General features: G+C 70.5%; 18 protein-coding genes and 2 tRNA genes. 17 read left to right on the top strand and 3 right to left on the bottom strand.

Annotated elements, in window-relative coordinates; translation table 11 throughout:
- Positions 1-21: 21 nt before the first annotated feature.
- From Q9R13_RS06445 to metG, 3 genes are all read left to right on the top strand, one after another.
- Positions 22-633 carry a mycothiol-dependent nitroreductase Rv2466c family protein gene (locus Q9R13_RS06445; RefSeq protein WP_310964241.1) on the top strand — a complete coding sequence of 204 codons (612 nt, stop codon included), beginning with the start codon at positions 22-24 and terminating at the stop codon, positions 631-633.
- 92 nt (positions 634-725) lie between these two features.
- Positions 726-1,256, top strand: coding sequence for a DinB family protein (locus Q9R13_RS06440; RefSeq protein ID WP_310964240.1), 531 nt, complete (start codon positions 726-728; stop codon positions 1,254-1,256).
- 40 nt (positions 1,257-1,296) lie between these two features.
- Positions 1,297-3,105, top strand: coding sequence for a methionine--tRNA ligase (gene metG, locus Q9R13_RS06435; RefSeq protein ID WP_310964239.1), 1,809 nt, complete (start codon positions 1,297-1,299; stop codon positions 3,103-3,105).
- A 3-nt stretch (positions 3,106-3,108) separates the two neighbouring features.
- Here metG and Q9R13_RS06430 read toward each other — a convergent pair whose 3' ends face one another.
- Positions 3,109-4,389, bottom strand: a complete 1,281-nt coding sequence (locus Q9R13_RS06430; protein WP_310964238.1) for a GNAT family N-acetyltransferase — start codon at positions 4,387-4,389, stop codon at positions 3,109-3,111.
- Positions 4,390-4,466: 77 nt separating this feature from the next.
- On the opposite strand from Q9R13_RS06430, the gene Q9R13_RS06425 reads away from it, so the two are divergent.
- The 13 genes from Q9R13_RS06425 (at position 4,467) to Q9R13_RS06365 (ending at position 14,847) form a co-directional block, all read left to right on the top strand.
- A complete protein-coding gene (locus Q9R13_RS06425) occupies positions 4,467-5,393 on the top strand; it encodes an alpha/beta hydrolase (RefSeq protein ID WP_310964237.1) in 927 nt (308 codons plus the stop codon).
- 10 nt (positions 5,394-5,403) lie between these two features.
- The gene (locus Q9R13_RS06420) at positions 5,404-5,901 is read left to right on the top strand and encodes a ribose-5-phosphate isomerase (protein ID WP_310964236.1); all 498 of its coding nucleotides are present in this window, start codon (positions 5,404-5,406) and stop codon (positions 5,899-5,901) included.
- Positions 5,894-6,724 carry an Fpg/Nei family DNA glycosylase gene (locus Q9R13_RS06415; protein ID WP_310964235.1) on the top strand — a complete coding sequence of 277 codons (831 nt, stop codon included), beginning with the start codon at positions 5,894-5,896 and terminating at the stop codon, positions 6,722-6,724. The genes Q9R13_RS06420 and Q9R13_RS06415 overlap by 8 nt, the downstream gene beginning before the upstream one ends.
- A gap of 64 nt (positions 6,725-6,788) precedes the next feature.
- Positions 6,789-7,883 (top strand): PP2C family protein-serine/threonine phosphatase, encoded by a 1,095-nt coding sequence (locus Q9R13_RS06410; RefSeq protein WP_310964233.1) that lies wholly within the window; start codon positions 6,789-6,791, stop codon positions 7,881-7,883.
- Positions 7,884-7,940: 57 nt separating this feature from the next.
- Positions 7,941-8,011 (top strand) — tRNA-Gly (locus tag Q9R13_RS06405).
- Between the two features lie 47 nt (positions 8,012-8,058).
- Positions 8,059-8,131 (top strand) — tRNA-Pro (locus Q9R13_RS06400).
- 85 nt (positions 8,132-8,216) lie between these two features.
- A complete protein-coding gene (gene tig, locus Q9R13_RS06395) occupies positions 8,217-9,605 on the top strand; it encodes a trigger factor (protein WP_310964232.1) in 1,389 nt (462 codons plus the stop codon).
- A 58-nt stretch (positions 9,606-9,663) separates the two neighbouring features.
- Positions 9,664-10,887, top strand: a complete 1,224-nt coding sequence (locus tag Q9R13_RS06390) for a lipase family alpha/beta hydrolase (protein ID WP_310964231.1) — start codon at positions 9,664-9,666, stop codon at positions 10,885-10,887.
- Complete coding sequence (locus Q9R13_RS06385; protein ID WP_310964230.1) at positions 10,884-11,351, top strand: SRPBCC family protein; 468 nt, start codon at positions 10,884-10,886, stop codon at positions 11,349-11,351. Before Q9R13_RS06390 ends, Q9R13_RS06385 begins: the two co-directional genes overlap by 4 nt.
- 120 nt (positions 11,352-11,471) lie before the next feature.
- Positions 11,472-12,101 carry an ATP-dependent Clp protease proteolytic subunit gene (locus Q9R13_RS06380; protein WP_310965048.1) on the top strand — a complete coding sequence of 210 codons (630 nt, stop codon included), beginning with the start codon at positions 11,472-11,474 and terminating at the stop codon, positions 12,099-12,101.
- Between the two features lie 10 nt (positions 12,102-12,111).
- Positions 12,112-12,720, top strand: coding sequence for an ATP-dependent Clp protease proteolytic subunit (locus tag Q9R13_RS06375; protein WP_310964229.1), 609 nt, complete (start codon positions 12,112-12,114; stop codon positions 12,718-12,720).
- Between the two features lie 101 nt (positions 12,721-12,821).
- Positions 12,822-14,114, top strand: a complete 1,293-nt coding sequence (gene clpX, locus Q9R13_RS06370) for an ATP-dependent Clp protease ATP-binding subunit ClpX (RefSeq protein ID WP_310964228.1) — start codon at positions 12,822-12,824, stop codon at positions 14,112-14,114.
- Positions 14,115-14,229: 115 nt separating this feature from the next.
- Entirely contained in the window at positions 14,230-14,847 is a 618-nt protein-coding gene (locus Q9R13_RS06365) for a hypothetical protein (RefSeq protein ID WP_310964227.1), read from the top strand.
- 20 nt (positions 14,848-14,867) lie between these two features.
- Here the strand turns inward: Q9R13_RS06365 and valS are convergent, their stop codons facing one another.
- Positions 14,868-17,477: a valine--tRNA ligase gene (gene valS, locus Q9R13_RS06360; protein WP_310964226.1), complete on the bottom strand. Its 2,610-nt coding sequence runs from the start codon at positions 17,475-17,477 to the stop codon at positions 14,868-14,870.
- Positions 17,478-17,569: 92 nt separating this feature from the next.
- On the opposite strand from valS, the gene Q9R13_RS06355 reads away from it, so the two are divergent.
- Entirely contained in the window at positions 17,570-18,523 is a 954-nt protein-coding gene (locus tag Q9R13_RS06355) for a GNAT family N-acetyltransferase (RefSeq protein ID WP_310964225.1), read from the top strand.
- On the opposite strand, the gene Q9R13_RS06350 is transcribed toward Q9R13_RS06355, so the two are convergent.
- A complete protein-coding gene (locus tag Q9R13_RS06350; protein ID WP_310964224.1) occupies positions 18,501-19,601 on the bottom strand; it encodes an NAD(P)-dependent alcohol dehydrogenase in 1,101 nt (366 codons plus the stop codon). The two genes, Q9R13_RS06355 and Q9R13_RS06350, sit on opposite strands and share 23 nt — an antisense overlap.
- Between the last annotated feature and the right edge of the window lie 42 nt (positions 19,602-19,643).

Below are 19,643 nucleotides of genomic sequence, written 5' to 3'. Positions count from 1 at the left end.
ACGGAAGCCGTTGGCTGTTGTATGACCGCAACCAAGGACGTCGCCGACTTCTGGTTCGACCCGATGTGCCCGTTCGCGTGGATCACCTCGCGATGGATGCTCGAGGTGGAGAAGGTGCGCGACATCGAGGTGCGCTGGCACGTGATGAGCCTCGCCTACCTCAACCAGGGCCGTGAGATCTCCGACGACTACCGCGAGTTCCTCTCCACGGCGTGGCAGCCCGTGCGGGTCTGCATCGCCGCCGAGCAGCAGCACGGCGCGGAGGTGCTGGGCGCGCTCTACACCGCACTGGGCACCCGCCGACACAACGAGGGACTCGACCTCACCCGAGAGGTCGTCGAGGACGCGCTGAAGGAGGTCGGTCTCCCGGTCGGGCTGTCGAACGCGATGGACGACCCCTCCTACGACGCGGCCGTGGCGGCCTCGCACCACGAGGGCATGGATGCGGTCGGTGACGAGGTCGGTACGCCGACCATCCACATCAACGGGTCCGCGTTCTTCGGCCCGGTGATCTCGAAGATCCCCCGTGGCGAGGACGCCGGTCGGCTCTGGGACGCCTCGGTGGCGCTCTCGTCGTTCCCCTACTTCTACGAGATCAAGCGCAGCCGCACCGGCGAGCTCGACTTCAGCTGACCCGCCTCGGCTTGGACGCCAGGCGTGTCGGGCCCAGCGCGGGCTCAGGGCGCGGGTTCACGGGGCCGCCCACGGCGACCTAGGGTGGTCGGATGAATGCGGTGGCTGACGCGGTCCGGGTGCTGTCCCGGGCCCTGGACCAAGCAGGCGATCTGGTGCAGCGCGTGCACCCCGAGCATCGGGACCTGCCGACACCCTGCCACGGCTGGAAGGTGTCCGCGCTCGTGGATCACCTCCTCACCGACGAGGTGGGGTTCTTGGAGATGATGCGCGGGGGGCAGCCGGACTGGTCCGCGGCGACGCCGGAGGTCCGCGAGGACTGGGCCGAGGTCTTCAGGGAGCGCGCCGACGACCTGGTCCACGCGTGGCACCAGGCCACCGACGCCGCGATCGACCCGGACTGGCAGACCGCGGAGTTCGCGGTGCACAGCTGGGACCTCGCTCGAGCACTCGATCTCGACACCGCGCGGCTGGATCCCGAGGTGGCCGAGCGGGGGCTGGCGTTCATGCGTGCCAACCTCAGTGCGGAGCGACGCGGGCCGGCGTTCGCGCCCGAGCAGCAGGCCCCGCCCGGGGCGGGACGCTACGAGCTGCTGGCGGCCTTCGCCGGGCGCGTCGTCTGACCGGCGAAACCGGGTCGCGCCCGATCAATAGGATCGTGCCGTGACCAACATCCTCTCCGCAGTCGCGTGGCCCTACGCCAACGGGCCGCGCCACATCGGCCATGTGGCCGGTTTCGGTGTGCCCTCCGACGTCTTCAGCCGCTACATGCGGATGTCCGGCCACGACGTGCTCATGGTCAGCGGCACCGACGAGCACGGCACCCCGATCCTGATCGCCGCCGACGAGGCGGGCCTCAGCCCGCAGGAGCTGGCCGACCAGAACCACCGGCTCATCGCGGAGGACCTGGCCGCGCTCGGGGTCTCCTACGACCTCTACACCCGCACCACGACCCGCAACCACGCGTTGGTCGTGCAGGAGATGTTCTGGGGCGTCCACCGCAACGGCTACTTCATCGAGCAGACCACGTTCGGCGCGATCAGCCCGTCGACCGGCCGCACTCTGCCCGACCGCTACATCGAGGGGATCTGCCCGATCTGCGGGTACGACGGCGCCCGTGGCGACCAGTGCGACAACTGCGGCAACCAGCTCGACCCGAAGGACTTGGGCAACCCGCACTCCCGGATCAACGGTGAGGTGCCCGAGTTCGTCGAGACCCAGCACTTCTTCCTCGACCTGCCGGCATTGGCCGGGGAGCTGAAGCGCTGGCTCGACGAGCGTGAGGCCACCGGGCTCTGGCGGCCGAACGTGATCCGGTTCAGCCAGAACATCCTCGATGACATCCGGCCCCGCGCGATGACCCGCGACATCGACTGGGGAGTCCGGGTACCGCTGGAAGGCTGGGTGGACAACCCCGCGAAGCGGTTCTACGTCTGGTTCGACGCGGTGATCGGCTACCTGTCCGCGAGCATCGAGTGGGCCCGACGCCTCGCCCGGACCGAGGGAACCAGTGACGACCGCTGGCGGGAGTGGTGGAACCGGCCCGACGCGCTGTCCTACTACTTCATGGGCAAGGACAACATCACCTTCCACAGCCAGATCTGGCCCGCCGAGCTGCTCGCCTACTCGGGGCGCGGCGACCGCGGTGGCGAGCCCGGCAAGTACGGCGAGCTCAACCTGCCGACCGAGGTGGTCAGCAGCGAGTTCCTCACCATGGAGGGGAAGAAGTTCTCCTCCTCCAAGCGGGTGGTGATCTACGTTCGCGACCTGCTGAGCCGCTACCAGCCCGATGCCTTCCGCTACTTCGTCGCCGCGGCCGGGCCCGAGAACCAGGATGCGGACTTCACCTGGGCAGAGTTCGTCCGCCGCACCAACGACGAGCTGGTCGCCGGTTGGGGCAACCTGGTCAACCGCACCGGGAACATGATCGCGAAGAGCTTCGGCGAGATCCCGCCCGTGGGCGAGCTCACCGACGCCGACCGCGCCGTGCTCGACCAGGTTGAGGCGGCGTTCACGACCGTGGGGGACCTGATCGCCCGGCACCGGCAGAAGCAGGCGATCGGGGAGGCGATGCGGGCCGTCGCCGAGGTGAACAAGTACGTCTCGGACCACGAACCGTGGAAGCTCAAGGGTGACGACCAGCGTGAGCGGCTGGGGACCGTCCTGCACGTGACCGCGCAGTGCGTCAGTGACCTCAACACCATCCTGTCCCCGTTCCTGCCGTTCTCGGCCAACGAGGTCGACAAGGTTCTCGGCGGCGTCGGCGACGTGCAGCCGATGCCGGAGCTGGTCGAGGTCGACGACCTCGACGGCGGGCCCGGCTACCCCGTCCTGACCGGCGACTACACCGGGATCCGCCGCTGGGAGCGCCACCCGCTCCGGCCCGGGACCGCGGTGACCAAGCCCGCGCCGGTCTTCACCAAGCTCGACCCGGCCGTCGTCGACGAGGAGCTCGCGCGGCTGTCCGGCTGATCCTCAGAAGCCGATCGCCGCGGCCGGTGCCGAGTCGGTACGCATCGTCCGCCACAGCTCGACGGCCGCGCCATTGCGCAGCTCCTCGACCAACCCGGCGCGCTGCATGGTCGCGAGGTTGCCGCCGCCGAGGTACGCCGCACCGAGTGCCCGCACCGGAAGCCGGAGCTCGGCACTCCGGTCGCAACGGGTGACCTCCGCGGTCCCTCGGTCGTCGACCGCGACCCGCCAGCAGCCCGTGTTCCACGGCGCTGCCTCGTCATCGACCTCGACGACGACGTCGCACGGCGCCGCGTAGCTCCGGGCGGCCAGCGCCCGAGGCACGTCGACCAGGCGCACCCAGAGGCTGTCGAAGATCTCCACCTCCGAGGCGCCCCGCGGCCCACGGACCCAGTGCAGCAGCTCGTCATCGAGGCCCACCCCGTCGACCTGAACGCTGGTGGTCAGGTCGAGGTCGACCAGCCGGCGCACCAGGGCCAGCCTCGCTGCCGGGGTGCCCGCCAGCCGGCGTACCAGCACCTTGCCGCCGGGACGCCCGTGCTCCCAGCGCTGGGTGCGGTGGAAGATCGCATGCCCGACGTCGACCCCGTCCTGCACCGCGAACATCACCCGCCTCGGCTCCCGCCCGCGTTGGAGCTCAGGGAACTCGCGGGCGATGATGGCGTAGAACGACAGGTCGCCGACGATCGCGCCGAGCACGCCCGCGGCGGCACGCTGCTCGCTCGCCTGCAGCCGATCGGCCACGCCAGCGTCTGCGAGGGTTCCCCAGCGGGTCCCGATCCGTGCCGCCGTGGCGTCGAGGTGCGGGGCCGCGACATCGGTACCGCGTCCGAGCGTGACGGTGAGCTCGTGCGACGCCAGCCCGTAGCCGTGCCGGCCGTAGATCGCCGGCTCGCTCGCGTGCAGCGCCGACACGCTCCACCCTTGCGCACGACAGCGCTCGAAGTGGTCGCGCAGCATCGCGGTCAGCACGCCTCGGCGGCGATGGTCGGGATGCACGCCCACCCAGGTCAGGCCGGCGACCTCGAGGGCCCGGGGCAGTCCGCGCCCGGGCACGCTCAGGGTCATCGGTCGGACGCCATAGATGCCCGGGTAGGTCGCCGGGTCGGCCCCGTCGGCCCCGTCGGCCGCCTCAGTCAGTGCCGCGAACCGCTGGTCGACCGGCATGCTCGCCAGGAGGTCTTCGGCCGGTGCGGCGAGGTGCTCCTCGAACCAGACCAGCCGGTCGGTGGCGAGGTAGCGCTGGGCGTCGTCGGCGATGCCGACCCGGATCGGGGAGCTCATCGCCCCAGCCAACCCGCCGACCCGGGCCCCTGCAACCCGATTGCCACGCCGGCCGGTCGGCCCCGATACTTCGCGGCATGTTGCATCCCCAGGCCAAGGCAGCGCTCGCCGAGGAGGATGGCGCGCCTCCGGTCAGCGATCCCTCGGTCGACATCGACGTCGAGCGGCGCACAGGACGCGCGGCGGCCGTCGCCGGGCCGCGCGAGGACGTCGGAGAGGTGCTCGACGCCGACGCAGACGGGGTGCCGGTGCGGCTCTATCGACCGCGCACCGACCACCTCCTGCTCCCTGTCATCGTGCATCTGCACGGCGGCGGGTTCGTCTTCAACGACATCGAGGTCCACGACGCCGCCGTCCGCCGGCTGGTGAACCGGTCGGGACTCGCTGCCGTGTCGGTCGACTACCGGCGGCCCCCGGAGCACCCGTTCCCGGCGGCCCCGGACGACGTCGACGTCGTGATGGGCTGGCTCGGTCGCACGGGGGCGGCGCACGGGCTGGACACGAGCAGGCTTGGCGTGCACGGCGACAGCGCCGGCGGCAACCTGGCGCTGGTGGCTGCGCTGCGCCATCCGGGCCGGCTCGGTGCGCTGGCACTGACCTATCCCTTCGTCGACGCACGGATGCGCGGTGCGTCGTACGACGAGGCCGTCGGCCTGTTCGACCGTGGTGAGGCCGCCTGGTACTGGGAACAGTACGCATCGTCGCCCGACGACTATGACGATCCGGACTTCTCACCGATCGAGTCCACCCGCCTGGCGGTGCTCCCTCCCACGCTCGTGGCCACCGCTGAGCACGATCCGCTGCGCGACGAGGGGGAGCTGCTGGCCTCGCGGATCGCCGAGGCCGGGGTCTCCTGCGTGGCGACCCGCTACCTGGGCATGCTGCACGGCTTCTGGCGGCATCCCGAGGCGTTCGACGCCGCCGAGCCGTTGACCCGGCAGATCGCCGGCTTCTTCCAATCACATCTCCTGCCCGGAGGCACCGCGACGGTGCCGCGTCAGTAACCTGCCTCCCATGCGCGTGCACATCGGTTCCGACCATGCCGGCCTCGAGCTGAAGGAGCACCTGCTCGGCTGGCTCCGCGACGAGGGGCACGCGGTCGTCGACCACGGGCCGTTCGTCTACGACCCCCAGGACGACTACCCGGTCTTCTGCCTGCGCGCCGCGGAGGGCGTCGCCGGTGACCCGGGCAGCCTCGGAGTGGTGATCGGCGGCTCGGGCAACGGCGAGCAGATCGCGGCGAACTACGTCAAGGGGATCCGCGCAGCCCTGGTGTGGAGCGACGAGACCGCGACGTTGGCCCGCGAGCACAACGATGCCAACGTGATCTCGGTGGGTGGCCGGATGCACACCGTCGAGGAGATGACCCGCTTCATCGGCATCTTCTTGAAGACGCCGTTCAGTGGTGAGGAGCGCCACGTGCGGCGACTGGCGCAGCTCGCCCACTTCCAGCAGACCGGCGAGCTCCCGCCCTTGCCGGAGTCGGCGCAGTCCCACGGCTCCGATGCCTGAGGGGCACACCCTCTTCCGGCTTGCCCGGGACATCGACGCCGCGTTCGGTGGCCGCCGGGCCCGGGTGAGCAGTCCCCAGGGGAGGTTCGCCGCCGACGCCGCGGCGCTCGACGGCTCGGTGCTGCTCGGTGCCGAGTCCGCCGGCAAGCACCTCTTCGTCGGGTTCGAGGGGGACAGGCACGTCCATGTGCACCTCGGCCTGATCGGCAAGTTCGACGTGAACCAGGGTGCGGCGGGCGCTCCGGTGGGCCAGGTGCGGCTGCGGCTGCAGAACGAGACGGCGTACGCCGACCTGCGCGGCGCTACCCAGTGCGAGCTCGTGGGGCCGTCGCGCCGCGCCGAGATCCTCGACAAGCTGGGGCCCGATCCGCTGCGTCCGGACGCGGATCCGGAACGCGCCTGGCAGCGCATCTCCCGGAGTCCACGGTCGATCGGCGAGCTCCTGATGGACCAGGCCGTCCTGGCGGGGGTCGGCAACGTCTATCGCGCCGAGGTGCTCTTCCGGCACCGGATCGATCCGCTGCGACCGGGCCGCACCCTGCGCCGCCGACAGTTCGACGCGATCTGGTCCGACCTCGTGGACCTGCTCGCGGAAGGCGTGCGCACCGGACGCATCGACACGGTCCGGGCCGAGCACACTCCGGAGGCGATGGGGCGCGAGCCACGCGTGGACGACCACGGCGGCGAGGTCTACGTCTACCGGCGCGCCGGACAGCCCTGTCATGTGTGCGGTGCGACGGTGCGGACCGCGGAGCTCGCCGGGCGAAACTCCTTCTGGTGCCCCCGGTGTCAGCCGCGATTCCGCTCGCGGGCCGTAGGGTGAGGCTGCACTTCGAGAGAACCGGCCACCGCACCACCGGCCACCGTCCGCCACAGGGGGTTGTCCCGTGACCGCGATCAGCCAGCCGACCACCGCGCGCCGGGCGCGCGGCTGGTGGCTGCAGCTGCGCCGCGAGGTGACCTACTCCGACCGGCTCGCCCTGGGTGTGCTGGTACTGCTCGCCGTCGCGATCGTCGTCGTGGGCCTCCAGTGGACCGAGGTGGTGCCGTATGGCGCCATGGTCGCGCCGATGTTCTTCGGCAGCCTGTGGCTCGGACCGCGCAAGCTGCCCTGGTTCGTCGTGTTCTGCCTGCTCGGCGTCTGTGTGCTCCTTGCGGCCGGCGGGAGCATCGACACCGCCGGCATCCTCCGCATCGTGGTCACCTTCGGCATCGGGCTGGTGATCCTGGTGAGCTCGTTCCGGCGGTTGCGGCTGGGGGTCTCCGGTCGGCGCAGCGAGTCGATGTTCGTTGACCTCCGCGACCGGATCTCCAAACAGGGCGTGCTGCCGGGTCTGCCCGACGAGTGGTACGTCGAGTCCGACACCCGCTCGGCCGGAGGCACCGCCTTCGCCGGAGACTTCCTGGTGGCCAACCCCGGCATGGCCGACGAATGCCTGGCACTCGCCGTGGTCGACGTCTCCGGCAAGGGCGTCGAGGCGGGGACCAGGGCGCTGCTGCTGTCGGGCGCATTCGGCGGGCTGCTCTCCGCGCTGCCACCGTCGGAGTTCCTCCCCGCCGCCAACACCTACCTCCTCCATCAGGACTGGGACGAAGGCTTCGCCACTGCGATCCACCTGCACATCGACACCCGCACGGGTGACTTCGAGCTGCGCAAGGCCGGGCACCCGCCGGGCCTGTGGCTGCAGTCGGGGTCGGGAACCTGGCGGGTGCTCGAGTCCGACGGGCCGGTGCTGGGGATCATCGAGGCTGCCGAGTTCGAGGTGGTGCGCGGCCGGCTGGAGCACGGTGACGCCCTGCTGCTCTACACCGACGGCCTCGTCGAGACCTCCCGGCGTGACATCAGCAGCGGCATCGACCGGCTCGCGGGCCAGGCGCAGCGACTGGTGCGTGACGGGTTCGAGGGCGGTGCGCGTCGGTTGGTGAGTCAGCTCGAGGCGGGCAACGACGACTGTGCCCTGGTGCTCCTGCACCGGCGGTGACGATTCGTGGTCGCAGGCGGCCGTGTGGCACCATGTGACCCGCACTTTCAGGTGCGCGCGGATGTAGCTCAATGGTAGAGCCCCAGTCTTCCAAACTGGCTACGCGGGTTCGATTCCCGTCATCCGCTCTCAGGGCCCCATTGCCGCCCGAGACGGCGGCAGGCAAGGCACCTGGCGGGGCGTAGCGTAGTGGCTAGCGCGCCTGCTTTGGGAGCAGGAGATCGCAGGTTCGAGTCCTGTCGCCCCGACTGAACAGTAAGTACAGCGAGGCACCCCTCGGGGCACCGCTGCAACGATAAAAGGTAACCACATGCAAACCTGGAGGAGAGCCCTGTGAAGAGCGCCGTCGAGACGCTGAGCCCGACCCGGGCCAAGATCACCGTCGAGGTGCCCTTCGAGGAGCTCAAGCCGAGCCTCGACGCGGCCTACCAGTCGATCGCGAAGCAGATCAACGTCCCCGGCTTCCGCAAGGGCAAGGTCCCGCCGGCCGTGATCGACCGCCAGATCGGCCGCGGCCCGGTCCTCGACGAGGCGATCAACGACGCGCTGCCGAAGCTCTACGTGCAGGCGCTGCAGGAGAACGACCTCGAGCCACTGGCCCAGCCCGAGATCGACGTGACCAGGCTCGAGGACAACGAGACCTTCGCCTTCACCGCAGAGGTCGACGTCAAGCCCGAGATCTCGCTGCCGTCGTACGACGGGATCGAGGCCGAGGTCGACGACCTGACGGTCACCGACGAGGACGTCGAGGAGCAGCTCGAGGCGCTCCGCGAGCGTTTCGGCACCCTCACCGACGTGGAGCGGACCGCCGAGGACGGCGACTTCGTCACCATCGACCTGAAGGCCACCAAGGACGGCGAGCCCGTCGAGGGCGGCGAGGTCAGCGGCTACTCCTACAAGGTCGGCTCCGGAGACATGCTCGAGGGCGTGGACGACGCGATCCGTGGCCTCGGTGCCGGCCAGGACGCCACCTTCACCTCCCAGCTCCTCGGCGGCGACCTCGCCGGCGAGGACGTCGAGGTGAACGTCAAGATCTCCGCGGTCAAGCAGCAGGAGCTCCCGGAGCTCGATGACGAGTTCGCCCAGGAGGCGTCGGAGTTCGACACCGTGACCGAGCTGCGGGAGGACATCCGCACCCGCCTCGAGCGTGGCAAGCGTCTGGAGCAGGCCGCCGCCGCGCGCGACGCGGTCCTGGAGAAGCTGCTCGACCGGGTCGAGGTGCCGATCCCCGAGTCGATGGCCGACGCCGAGCTGGCCAGCCGCAAGCAGGAGCTGCAGCAGCAGCTGATGTACGCCGGGATGACCCTGCAGCAGTACCTCGACAACGAGGAGCAGACCGAGGACGAGTTCGACGGCGAGATGGAGAAGCGCGTGCGCGACTCCATCGCGGCGCAGTTCATCCTGGATGCGGTGGCCAAGGCCGAGGAGATCGGCGTGGACCAGCAGGAGCTGTCCGAGCACCTATTCCGTCGTGCCCAGCAGTCGGGTCAGAACCCCGATGAGTTCGTCAAGCACATGGTCGAGCACAACCACATCCCCGAGATGGTGGCCGAGGTCGTGCGCGGCAAGGCGCTGGCGCTGATCGTCGAGGGCGCCCGGGTGACCGACGCGTCGGGCAACGTCGTCGACCTGGCCCACCTGCGTCCCGACGGTTCCGTCGGCGAGCCGGTGGCCGAGGAGTCGGTGGACGAGAGCCCGGAGGCAGCGCCCGCCGAGGCGTGACCACCAACTCAGTGAACGACTGTTGACTGAGTTGGGCTGACGTTCCAGACTGGGGCCCATGCCAGCCACCGCAGGGGTCTTGGGTGCCGCCGCGCTCGCCGCCGAGGTCGCCGACGACCTGGTCGTCGGCACGGTGCGCGACGTGCACCGTGCCATCTCCCGTCGTGTGCACGCCCCGATGCGCGCCATGAGCCGCCACGCGAGCGTCGAGGAGCGCCTCCACGACGGGATCGCCACCACGGTGTACGCCGGCTTGGACCTCGGCCTGCGCCAGGGAGCCCGGGCCCTGCGCGCGGCCGACCGGCCGGGCGTGGGCCCGCGTCTTGAGGAGGGACCCGCCGGGAGGTTCCTGCTGGCCGCGGTCAACGGCCTGATCGGGGACAGGCTGCGCGACGAGGTCCCCGAGTTGTTCTTCGACATCGGGGTCCGCGTGGGCGGGCGCGACGTCCCGGTCAATCCGACGGACCTCGAGGCGGCCTTCCCCGACCACACCGACGCGCTCGTCGTCTTCGTGCACGGCCTGTGCGAGAACGAGGAAGCCTGGCAGCGACGACGGCGCCCGCACAACGACGTCACCCCCGACGAACCCGCGCCGCCGTCGTACGGCGAGGCTCTCGCCGGCCGCGGCTGGACGCCGGTCCACCTGCGGATCAACACGGGCCTGTCGCTCTCCGAGAACGGGGTCGAGGTGGCCGCCCTGCTCGGCGACCTGGTGGCGGCCTGGCCCGGGGGAGTGCGCCGGCTCGTGCTGGTCGGGCACTCGCTGGGCGGGCTCGTGCTGCGCGCGGCCTGTGCGGTCCAGACCTCTGGGAGCTGGACGAGCCTCGTCACCGACGTGGTCACCCTCGGCAGTCCGCACCTGGGTGCTCCGCTGGAGCGGGTCGTCGCCCGCGGCACGGGGCTGATGGAGCGACTGCCCGAGATCGCGCCCTACAGCCGCATTCTCGAGCAGCGGTCGGTCGGCATCCTCGACCTGCGGCACGGACTGCCGCCCGACGTGGAGAGCCTGCCTCACGCCCGCTACCACCTCGTGGCCGGCAGTGTGAGTCGCTCGCCCCGGCACCCGGTCGCCCTGGCGATCGGCGACCTGCTGGTGCAGCCGCGTTCCGCGCTCGGCCTCCCTCGCTCCGGGCCGGAGATGTTCCCGGGCGCCGACCTGCTGCACGTGCCGGGCGCGGACCACTTCGACCTGCTCAACCACGACGACGTCCATGCCGCACTGCGAGAATGGCTCGCTCCGCACCCGATGGCACCCGATCCCGCCCAGGAGGCCGGCCAGTGAGCGACACCCCGATCCCGATCAGCGCGACGACCGAGATGGCGGCCGGCCCCGATCGGGTCTGGGACGTGGTCAGCGACCTGCGTCGGATGCCCCGGTTCAGCCCGGAGCTTCGCGCGGTGGTGCTGCTCGGCCATCGCAACGGACTGGGCCAGCTGCTGCTGGGGATCAACCGACGCGGCCCGGTGGCCTGGCCGACCACCTCGCGGGTCGTGCGCTGGGAGCCCGGGCGCGCGATCGCCTGGCGCACCCGGGAGTCCGGCGCGACGTGGGTCTACGAGATCGAGCCCGTCGACGTGGACGGTCGTCCGGGGAGCCGGGTCACGGCGAGGCGCGAGCTGCCGGCGTACACGGTCGCCTCGCGCCTCATGACGCCGCTGCTGGGTGGCGCCGCAGGTCACGACCGTGAGCTAGCCCACGGCCTCGCCGCGACGCTCGCCCGGATGAAGCAGGTCGTCGAGGCCTGAGTGGGCCCCGCGGGCTCCTCCGGGCCCGTGCCGCGCCGGTGCCTCAATCCGCTGTCGGCGAACAAGGGCAGGTCGCCCGTGGATTTGTCCGGTCGGTTGTCTAGGGTCAGGGACGTGAACCTGAACGAGACCCCCCGGTCGCCCCAGCTCAACGGCGGCGGCGCGACGTATGGCCTGGATGACCACATCTACCAGCGGTTGCTGCGTGAGCGCATCGTGTTCCTCGGCTCTGAGGTGCGCGACGACAACGCCAACGCGATCTGCGCCCAGCTGCTGCTGCTCGCCGCAGAGGACCCTGCCGCGGACATCTTCTTGCACATCAACAGTCCCGGCGGCTCGGTGGACGCCGGGATGGCGATCTACGACACGATGAACTACATCGAGCCCGACGTCGCCACGGTCGGGATGGGGCTGGCCGCCTCGATGGGGCAGTTCCTTCTGTGCGCCGGAGCCAAGGGCAAGCGCTACGCCCTCCCGCACGCCCGGATCATGATGCACCAGCCGTCCGGCGGGATGGGCGGCTCGGCCTCGGACATCAAGATCCAGGCCCAGCAGTCCCTGCACATCAAGAAGGTGCTGTTCGAGTTGATCTCCCAGCACACCGGCCAGGCACTGGAGCAGGTCGAGCACGACGCCGACCGTGACCGCTGGTTCACCGCGCCGGAGGCGAAGGACTACGGCTTCATCGACCACGTGATCACCAGTGCTCGCGAGGCCGCCGACGAGGGCCGTCCGGCCCGGAACAAGTGAGGGCGTGGACATGAACTACTACATCCCGCAGTGGGAGGAGCGTACGTCGTACGGCTTCCGCCGGATCGACCCCTACGCCAAGCTCTTCGAGGACAGGATCATCTTCCTGGGCACGCCGATCAGCGACGACATCGCCAACGCGGTGATGGCCCAGCTGCTGTGCCTGGAGTCGATGGACCCCGACCGCGACATCAACATCTACATCAACAGCCCGGGCGGATCATTCACCGCGATGACCGCGATCTACGACACGATGCGGTTCATCCAGCCGGACGTGCAGACCGTTTGCCTGGGCCAGGCGGCCTCGGCGGCCGCGATCCTGCTGGCAGCCGGTGCGCCCGGCAAGCGGCTGGCACTCCCCAATAGCCGGATCCTGATCCACCAGCCCTACACCGAGGGCACCTACGGCCAGTCGTCGGACATCGAGATCCAGGCCAACGAGATCCTCCGGATGCGCGAGCAGCTGGAGAAGATGATCGCGGAGCACTCGGGCAAGTCCGTCGAGGAGGTCAGCCACGACATCGAGCGCGACAAGATCCTGACCGCTCAGGACGCTGTCGAGTACGGACTGATCGACTCGATCCTCGAGTCGCGCAAGGCCGCGCCCAGCCCGGCCTAGTTTGGTCGTGTCCCGCCCCCACTGGGGGCGGGACGGGGTACGGTCGGTTTCAAGCCAGCATCAACGGCCCGGGAGTGGGTCGCCAGGAGATGAGGGGACGGATGGCACGCATCGGCGACGGAGGCGACCTGCTGAAGTGCTCGTTCTGCGGAAAGAGTCAGAAGCAGGTCAAGAAGCTCATTGCCGGCCCCGGTGTCTACATCTGCGATGAGTGCATCGACCTGTGCAACGAGATCATCGAGGAAGAGCTCAACGAGTCCGCTGAGGTCGAGCTCGCCGACCTCCCTAAGCCGCACGAGATCTTCGAGTTCCTGAACTCCTACGTGATCGGCCAGGAGAACGCCAAGAAGTCGCTGGCAGTCGCCGTCTACAACCACTACAAGCGGGTGCAGGCCGGCGTCACCGCGGTGGGCTCGGCAGCGGCCGGCAAGCACAGCCGTGACGAGTCGGTCGAGGTGGCCAAGTCCAACATCCTGCTGATCGGCCCCACCGGCTGCGGCAAGACCTACCTCGCCCAGACGCTCGCTCGGATGCTCAACGTCCCGTTCGCGATCGCCGATGCCACCGCGCTCACCGAGGCGGGCTACGTCGGCGAGGACGTCGAGAACATCCTGCTCAAGTTGATCCAGGCCGCCGACTACGACGTCAAGAAGGCCGAGACCGGGATCATCTACATCGACGAGATCGACAAGGTCGCCCGCAAGTCGGAGAACCCGTCCATCACCCGTGACGTCTCTGGCGAGGGCGTGCAGCAGGCGCTGCTGAAGATTCTCGAGGGCACCACTGCCTCCGTGCCGCCGCAGGGCGGACGCAAGCACCCGCACCAGGAGTTCATCCAGATCGACACCACGAACATCCTGTTCGTCGTGGGCGGCGCCTTCGCCGGGCTCGAGCACATCGTCGAGCAGCGGATCGGCAAGAAGACCCTGGGCTTCACCGCGGAGATGCGGGTGAGCAGCGACCACGACGAGACCGCAGCCTTCGCAAACGTCCGCCCCGAGGACTTGGTGAAGTTCGGCCTGATCCCGGAGTTCATCGGCCGGCTGCCGCTGATCGCGACGGTGACCAAGCTCGACAACGAGGCCCTCGTCCAGATCCTCACCGAACCACGCAATGCCCTGGTCAAGCAGTACCAGAAGCTCTTCGAGCTCGACGGGGTCGAGCTGGAGTTCACCGCCGATGCGGTGTCCGCGATCGCGGACAGGGCGATGGAGCGCGGCACCGGCGCCCGTGGGCTGCGGGCGATCATCGAGGAGGTACTCCTCAACTCGATGTACGACGTGCCCTCGCGCGGAGACATCGGCAAGGTCGTCGTGACCGGTGAGGTCGTCTCCGACAACGTGAACCCGACGCTGGTGCCCCGCGAGGAGCCCAAGAAGAAGAAGTCGGCCTGAGCCGGGCCCGGACCGGGGGATCGCGTCGGTCGCGGGATCTCCTGATCGGGTGACCGAAGTGCGCGGATTGACCTAGAATCCGGGCATACTCCCCACCCGCTCGGGACGGACCGCGATGACACCTGAACGCACCCGGCCACTGATCGCTTACGCGCTCGTGGCACTGCTGTGCGCCGTCATCGTGACCCTGAACCTCGCCGGACCGGTGGCCAGGCTGGTGACCGACACGGTGGCGGCTCCGTCGCCTCAGGCCGGCCCGGAGGTCCTGCTGGGCCAGCAGCTCACCCCGCGATCGTCGGGATCGCCGACGCTCGCCACCGGGCTCCTCCAAGCCGCCGTCGACCACGCCGCAAGCACGCCGGTGCGGGCCGCCTCGCGGACGTTCTCCGGATCGGACACCGCTGCGCGCCACACGCCGCCGCCGCGGCGCCATCGGGCGACCACGCACCACGCGACGGCTGCCCACCCGCCTGCGCACCGTGCCCACCAGCCGGCGCGCCAGGTGACGCCGCCGGTGGTCAGGCCACCGACCCCGCCGGTCCGCCACGGGCACGGGCACGCGTCGAACCCGCCGGTCAGCCCGGGTCACGGACGCGGGCACGCGCCGGCCGCACTGGCCGCACCGGCCTCGCCGCCCACCGGCCATCGACGGGGTCCGGCTCTCCTCCCCGGATCGGGACACCGCACGCCGGGGCATGGCGCCCACGGGCACCAGCACGATCCACACCGCTGACGCCGGCGCGGCGCCGGAGGTCAGCCCTGGGGGGCGAGGTCGAGCACCGCGGTGATCACCGGCTCGGCAGCGTCCTCGTCGACCTGCCAGTCGATCGCACCGGTGATCCGCCCGGCCGCCCGCAGGTCGGACTCCGCCGTCCTGATCGCGGCGAGCGCCGCCTCAGGAGCGGCCACGGTCAACGTGGTCACCGCCGTGCGCATCCCCACCTTGGCGTTCGACTTCGCGCCACGGACACCGGCCAGCGCTCGCGACACCGGCTCGAGAAGCGTGGGGTCGCCGGGTTCGCCGACCGCGAGGTCGGTGGGCGTGGGCCAGGGCTGCCGGTGCACGGAGCCCGGCTGCCACCACGACCAGACCTCTTCGGTCACGTACGGCAGGAACGGGGCGAGCAGCCGCAACGTGGTGTGCAGTGCGCAGGCGAGGGTCGCGCGGGCGGAGTCGGACGCCGGGCCCTCGGCGTACGCCCGCTCCTTGACCAGCTCGAGGTAGTCGTCGCAGAAGGACCAGAAGAACCTCTCGGTGGCCTCCAACGCGGTGGTGTAGTCGTAGGACTCCAACGCCTCGGTCGCCTCCGCGCAGGTGGCGCCCAGGCGAGCCAGCATCGCACGGTCCACCGGCTCGCAGATCCGGGTCGGGTCCGGGTCGGTGGCGCCCACGGAGTCCAGGGTGAAGCGGGAGGCGTTGAGGACCTTCATCGCCAGCCGACGGCCGACCTTCATCTGGGTCTCGTCGAAGGGCGAGTCCAGCCCGGGTCGGGCCATCGCCGCGCGCCAGCGAACGGCGTCCGCGCCGTACTTGGCGAGGATCTCGTCGGGGACGACGGCATTCCCCTTGGACTTGCTCATCTTCTTGCGGTCCGGGTCCATGATGAAGCCGGAGATGAGCGCGTGCCGCCACGGCGCGGCGTGGTTCTCGAAGTGCGCCCGCACGACGCGGGAGAACAGCCAGGTCCGGATGATGTCGTGCGCCTGGGTGCACAGGTCCATCGGGAAGACCCGCTCGAAGAGGTCCTGGTCGGTCTCCCAGCCCGCCGCGATCTGCGGGGTCAGGGACGAGGTCGCCCAGGTGTCCATCACGTCGGGGTCACCCAGGAAGCCGCCGGGCCTGCCCCGCTGGTCCTCGCTGTAGCCCGAGGGCGCCGTCGTGCTGGGATCGACCGGCAGGTCTGCCTCGCCGGGCAGCAGCGGGTGCTCGTAGTCGGGGTCGCCCGCCTCGTCGAGGGGGTACCAGACGGGGAACGGAATCCCGAAGAAGCGCTGCCGGGAGATCAGCCAGTCTCCGTTGAGCCCGCCGACCCAGTTGTCGTAACGGTGCTTCATGTGCGGCGGGATCCAGCTGATCTCGTCGCCGCGCGCGATCATCTCGGCACGGATCTCCGCATCCCGACCGCCGTTGCGCAGGTACCACTGGCGCGTGGAGACGATCTCGAGGGGCTTGTCGCCCTTCTCGTAGAAGTTCGCCATCCGCTGCGTCGGGGTCGGCTCGCCCTCGAGGTCGCCGGTCTCGCGCAGCAGTGCGACCATCGCCTCGCGGGCACTGAAGGTGGTCTTGCCGGCGAGCTCGGCGTACGCCGCTGACCCCTCCGGCGAGGAGAGCCACTCCGGCGTCTCCCGGTGCAGCCTTCCATCGCGACCGATGACGGTGCGCACCGGGAGCTGGAGCTCGCGCCACCAGGTGACGTCGGTGAGGTCGCCGAACGTGCAGCACATCGCGATGCCGGCGCCCTTGTCCGGCTCGGCGGCAGGGTGGGCGAGCACCGGGATCTCGACGCCGAACACCGGGCTGGTCACCGTGCTGCCGAACAACGGCTGGTAGCGCTCGTCGTCGGGATGGGCGATCAGCGCGACACAGCTCGGGATCAGCTCGGGACGGGTGGTCTCGATCGGCACCGGGCCCTCGGCCCCGTGGAAGCGCACCCGGTGGTAGGCGCCCGGGTACTCCCGGGCCTCGAGCTCGGCCTGGGCGACCGCGGTCTGGAAGGTGACGTCCCACAGCGTCGGCGCCTCCTGCAGGTAGGCCTCGCCGCGCGCGTGGTTGCGCAGGAACGCGCGTTGGCTGGCGAGCATCGCCTTGGGGCCGATCGTGGTGTAGTCCTGGCTCCAGTCGACCGAGAGACCGAGGCGACGCCAGAGCTGCTCGAAGACCAACTCGTCCTCGACGACCAGGCGCTCGCAGAGCTCGACGAAGTTCGGCCGGCTGATCGGCACCTGCTTCTTCGGGTCCGGTTTTGCCGGGGCCGTGAAGTCCGGGTCGTAGGGCAGCGACGGGTCGCAGCGCACCCCGAAGTAGTTCTGCACCCGGCGCTCGGTCGGCAGCCCGTTGTCGTCCCAGCCCATCGGGTAGAAGATCGTCTTCCCCCGCATCCGCTGATAGCGGGCGATCAGGTCGGGGTGGGTGTAGGAGAACACGTGCCCGACATGCAGGCTGCCGCTGACCGTGGGGGGCGGGGTGTCGATCGCATAGACGTTCTCCCGCGGCTGGGTGCGGTCGAAGGCATAGGTGTCATCGGCCTTCCAGCGGGCTGACCACTTCTCCTCCAAGCCCTCCAGCGCCGGCTTGTCCGGTACGACGACGTCGTGCCCGGTCGCACTCGTCGGGTCAGCGGCACGGGTCGGCTCCTGGGTCATGGCTGAATCCTATGAGGGTGCCCGCGCACGTCGCGCATCGGTTTCCCGGCCGTGGGTTCCGCCCTGGGTGTCCGGGGACTAGCGTGCCGGACATGGTCCGCCTCGCGTTCACGACCGACCCAGCGACGTTCCTGGCAGACACCGCCGACTGGTTGTCGGCGGACCCGGTGGTGAACACGGTGGTCGCGACGAACGCCGAGCGGGAGGCGCGGGAGCGACGCGCCGGCGTACCCGCTCCCGATGACCGGCCCTACTGGTGGCTGACCGTTCGCAACGAGGCCGGGGCTGTCGTCGGCGCAGCGATGCGCACCGCCTCGTTCGCGCCCTATCCGCTGTTCGTGTTGACCATGCCCGACGACGCGACCGTCGCCCTCGCCCGTGCCCTGCACGCCCGCGGCGAGGAGGTGGGCGGGGTGAACGGCGCTCGTCCGACCGCCGACGAGGTCGCCGAGGAGTACGCCCGGCTGGCCGACCGCAACGTCGAGGTGGTCGAGCACACCCGGCTGTTCGCACTCGGAGACCTGGTCGCGCCCCTCAGGGCTCCGGCGGGCTCGCTGCGCGCCGCCACCCGGGACGACGTCGACCTGACGGTCCGGTGGCTGCGCGCCTTCGGCGCCGACGCTGCCGAGCAGGCTGGCCGGGTCGGGCGGCACGGCGGTCACCTCAGCGGGCCGGTCGAGGACCACGCCGCGATGCTGGCGCGCATCGACCGCGGCGACGTCTGGCTCTGGCAGGACGACGCCGGTCGGCCCGTCCACCTGACCGGTGCGAGCACCCCCAGCTTCGGGGTCTCGCGGATCGGCCCCGTCTACACCCCGCGGGAGCACCGTGGCCGGGGCTACGCCTCCTCGGCGGTCGCCGCGGTCGCATGCCGACTCGCCGACCAGGGCGCCCGGGTGTGCCTGTACGCCGACCAGGCCAACGCGGTCTCCACGCGGCTCTACCAGGCCCTGGGCTTCCGCCGCGTGGTCGACCACGCCAACCTGCGCCTCGAGCCGGCAATGCCGCGTGCGCGTGCCGTTGTCACCAGACCAGCACCGGCTTGACCACCCTGCCCGACACGACGTCCGCGATCGCGGTGTCGAGGTCGGCGAAGGAGTACGTCGTCAGCAGCGGATCGACCGCGAAGCGACCGGTGCCGACCAGGTCCAGCAGCCGAGGAACCATCTGCTGCGGGTCGGAGTCTCCCTCGATCGAGCCGCGCACGACCTTGCCCGACTGGAGCAGGTCGACCGCGTCGACGCTGAACTCGGGGTGGGCCATGTCGAGGCCGAGAACCACCAGGGTTCCGCGCGCGCCGAGGGCACGGACGGCCTCGGTGAGTACCGCGGGAACCGCGGTCGTCTCCACAGCGCCGTGCGCGCCGCCGCCGGTGAGCTCCTTGACGCGCTCGACGGTCGATCCTCCCCACTCGGCGGGGTCGACGGTCACCGCGCCGAGTCGCTCGGCGTGGGCGAGCCGGTCGCGGTTGAGGTCGACGGCGACGGGCTCCGCCCCGGCGGAGACAGCAGCGGCCACGGCGGCGAGTCCGACGGCGCCGGCGCCGTACACCACGACGCTGTCTCGGGGCGCAGGGCGAAGCACGTTGAGCACGGCTCCGGCCCCGGTCTGGAAGCCGCATCCGAAGGGCGCGACCCGGGTGAGGTCGAGGGCCGGGTCGACGCGGACGCAGCTCGACGCGTGCGCCAGGGCGTGCCGTGCGAAGCTGGACTGGCCCAGGAACGAGGCGAAGACAGGACCGCCCTCGCGGCGGCACGTCGTCGAGCCGTCCATCCGGGTGCCCAGGTAGTTGAGCACGAAGGTGTCGTCGCAGTAGCCGACCTCGCCGGCGGTGCAGCGGGGGCAGGACCGGCAGGAGGCAAGGCTCATCACCACGTGGTCGCCGGGGGAGAGGTGGGTCACCGCGCTGCCCACCTGCTCGACCACGCCCGCCCCCTCGTGGCCGAAGATGCGCGGGAACATCTCCGCGGGAAGGGTGTCCCGCAGGGAGACGTCGGTGTGACACAGGCCGGAGGCGACGACGCGGACCAGCACCTCGTCCTCGCGCGGCTCGTCGAGGTCCACCTCGGTGAGGGTGAACTCCCCGCCCGGGCGCTCGACCACCGCAGCCGTGGTCCTCATCATCCGCGCTCCGAACAAGAACGTGTTCTGGTCAGCATGTCCGGA

It is taken from the genome of Nocardioides marmorisolisilvae, from assembly GCF_031656915.1.
Classification (GTDB): domain Bacteria; phylum Actinomycetota; class Actinomycetes; order Propionibacteriales; family Nocardioidaceae; genus Marmoricola; species Marmoricola terrisoli.
Note: the sequence above shows the minus strand (reverse complement) of the source record. Positions and strands in the feature narration are given on the sequence as shown.

Excerpts from the sequence above, each read along its gene's own strand:
- Q9R13_RS06445 (WP_310964241.1), top strand. The coding sequence starts at position 22 with ATGACCGCAACCAAGGACGTCGCCGACTTCTGGTTCGACCCGATGTGC.
- Q9R13_RS06440 (WP_310964240.1), top strand. The coding sequence starts at position 726 with ATGAATGCGGTGGCTGACGCGGTCCGGGTGCTGTCCCGGGCCCTGGAC.
- Q9R13_RS06430 (WP_310964238.1), bottom strand. The coding sequence starts at position 4,389 with ATGAGCTCCCCGATCCGGGTCGGCATCGCCGACGACGCCCAGCGCTAC.
- Q9R13_RS06425 (WP_310964237.1), top strand. The coding sequence starts at position 4,467 with ATGTTGCATCCCCAGGCCAAGGCAGCGCTCGCCGAGGAGGATGGCGCG.
- Q9R13_RS06420 (WP_310964236.1), top strand. The coding sequence starts at position 5,404 with ATGCGCGTGCACATCGGTTCCGACCATGCCGGCCTCGAGCTGAAGGAG.
- Q9R13_RS06415 (WP_310964235.1), top strand. The coding sequence starts at position 5,894 with ATGCCTGAGGGGCACACCCTCTTCCGGCTTGCCCGGGACATCGACGCC.
- Q9R13_RS06390 (WP_310964231.1), top strand. The coding sequence starts at position 9,664 with ATGCCAGCCACCGCAGGGGTCTTGGGTGCCGCCGCGCTCGCCGCCGAG.
- Q9R13_RS06375 (WP_310964229.1), top strand. The coding sequence starts at position 12,112 with ATGAACTACTACATCCCGCAGTGGGAGGAGCGTACGTCGTACGGCTTC.
- clpX (WP_310964228.1), top strand. The coding sequence starts at position 12,822 with ATGGCACGCATCGGCGACGGAGGCGACCTGCTGAAGTGCTCGTTCTGC.
- Q9R13_RS06365 (WP_310964227.1), top strand. The coding sequence starts at position 14,230 with ATGACACCTGAACGCACCCGGCCACTGATCGCTTACGCGCTCGTGGCA.
- valS (WP_310964226.1), bottom strand. The coding sequence starts at position 17,477 with ATGACCCAGGAGCCGACCCGTGCCGCTGACCCGACGAGTGCGACCGGG.
- Q9R13_RS06355 (WP_310964225.1), top strand. The coding sequence starts at position 17,570 with ATGGTCCGCCTCGCGTTCACGACCGACCCAGCGACGTTCCTGGCAGAC.
- Q9R13_RS06350 (WP_310964224.1), bottom strand. The coding sequence starts at position 19,601 with ATGATGAGGACCACGGCTGCGGTGGTCGAGCGCCCGGGCGGGGAGTTC.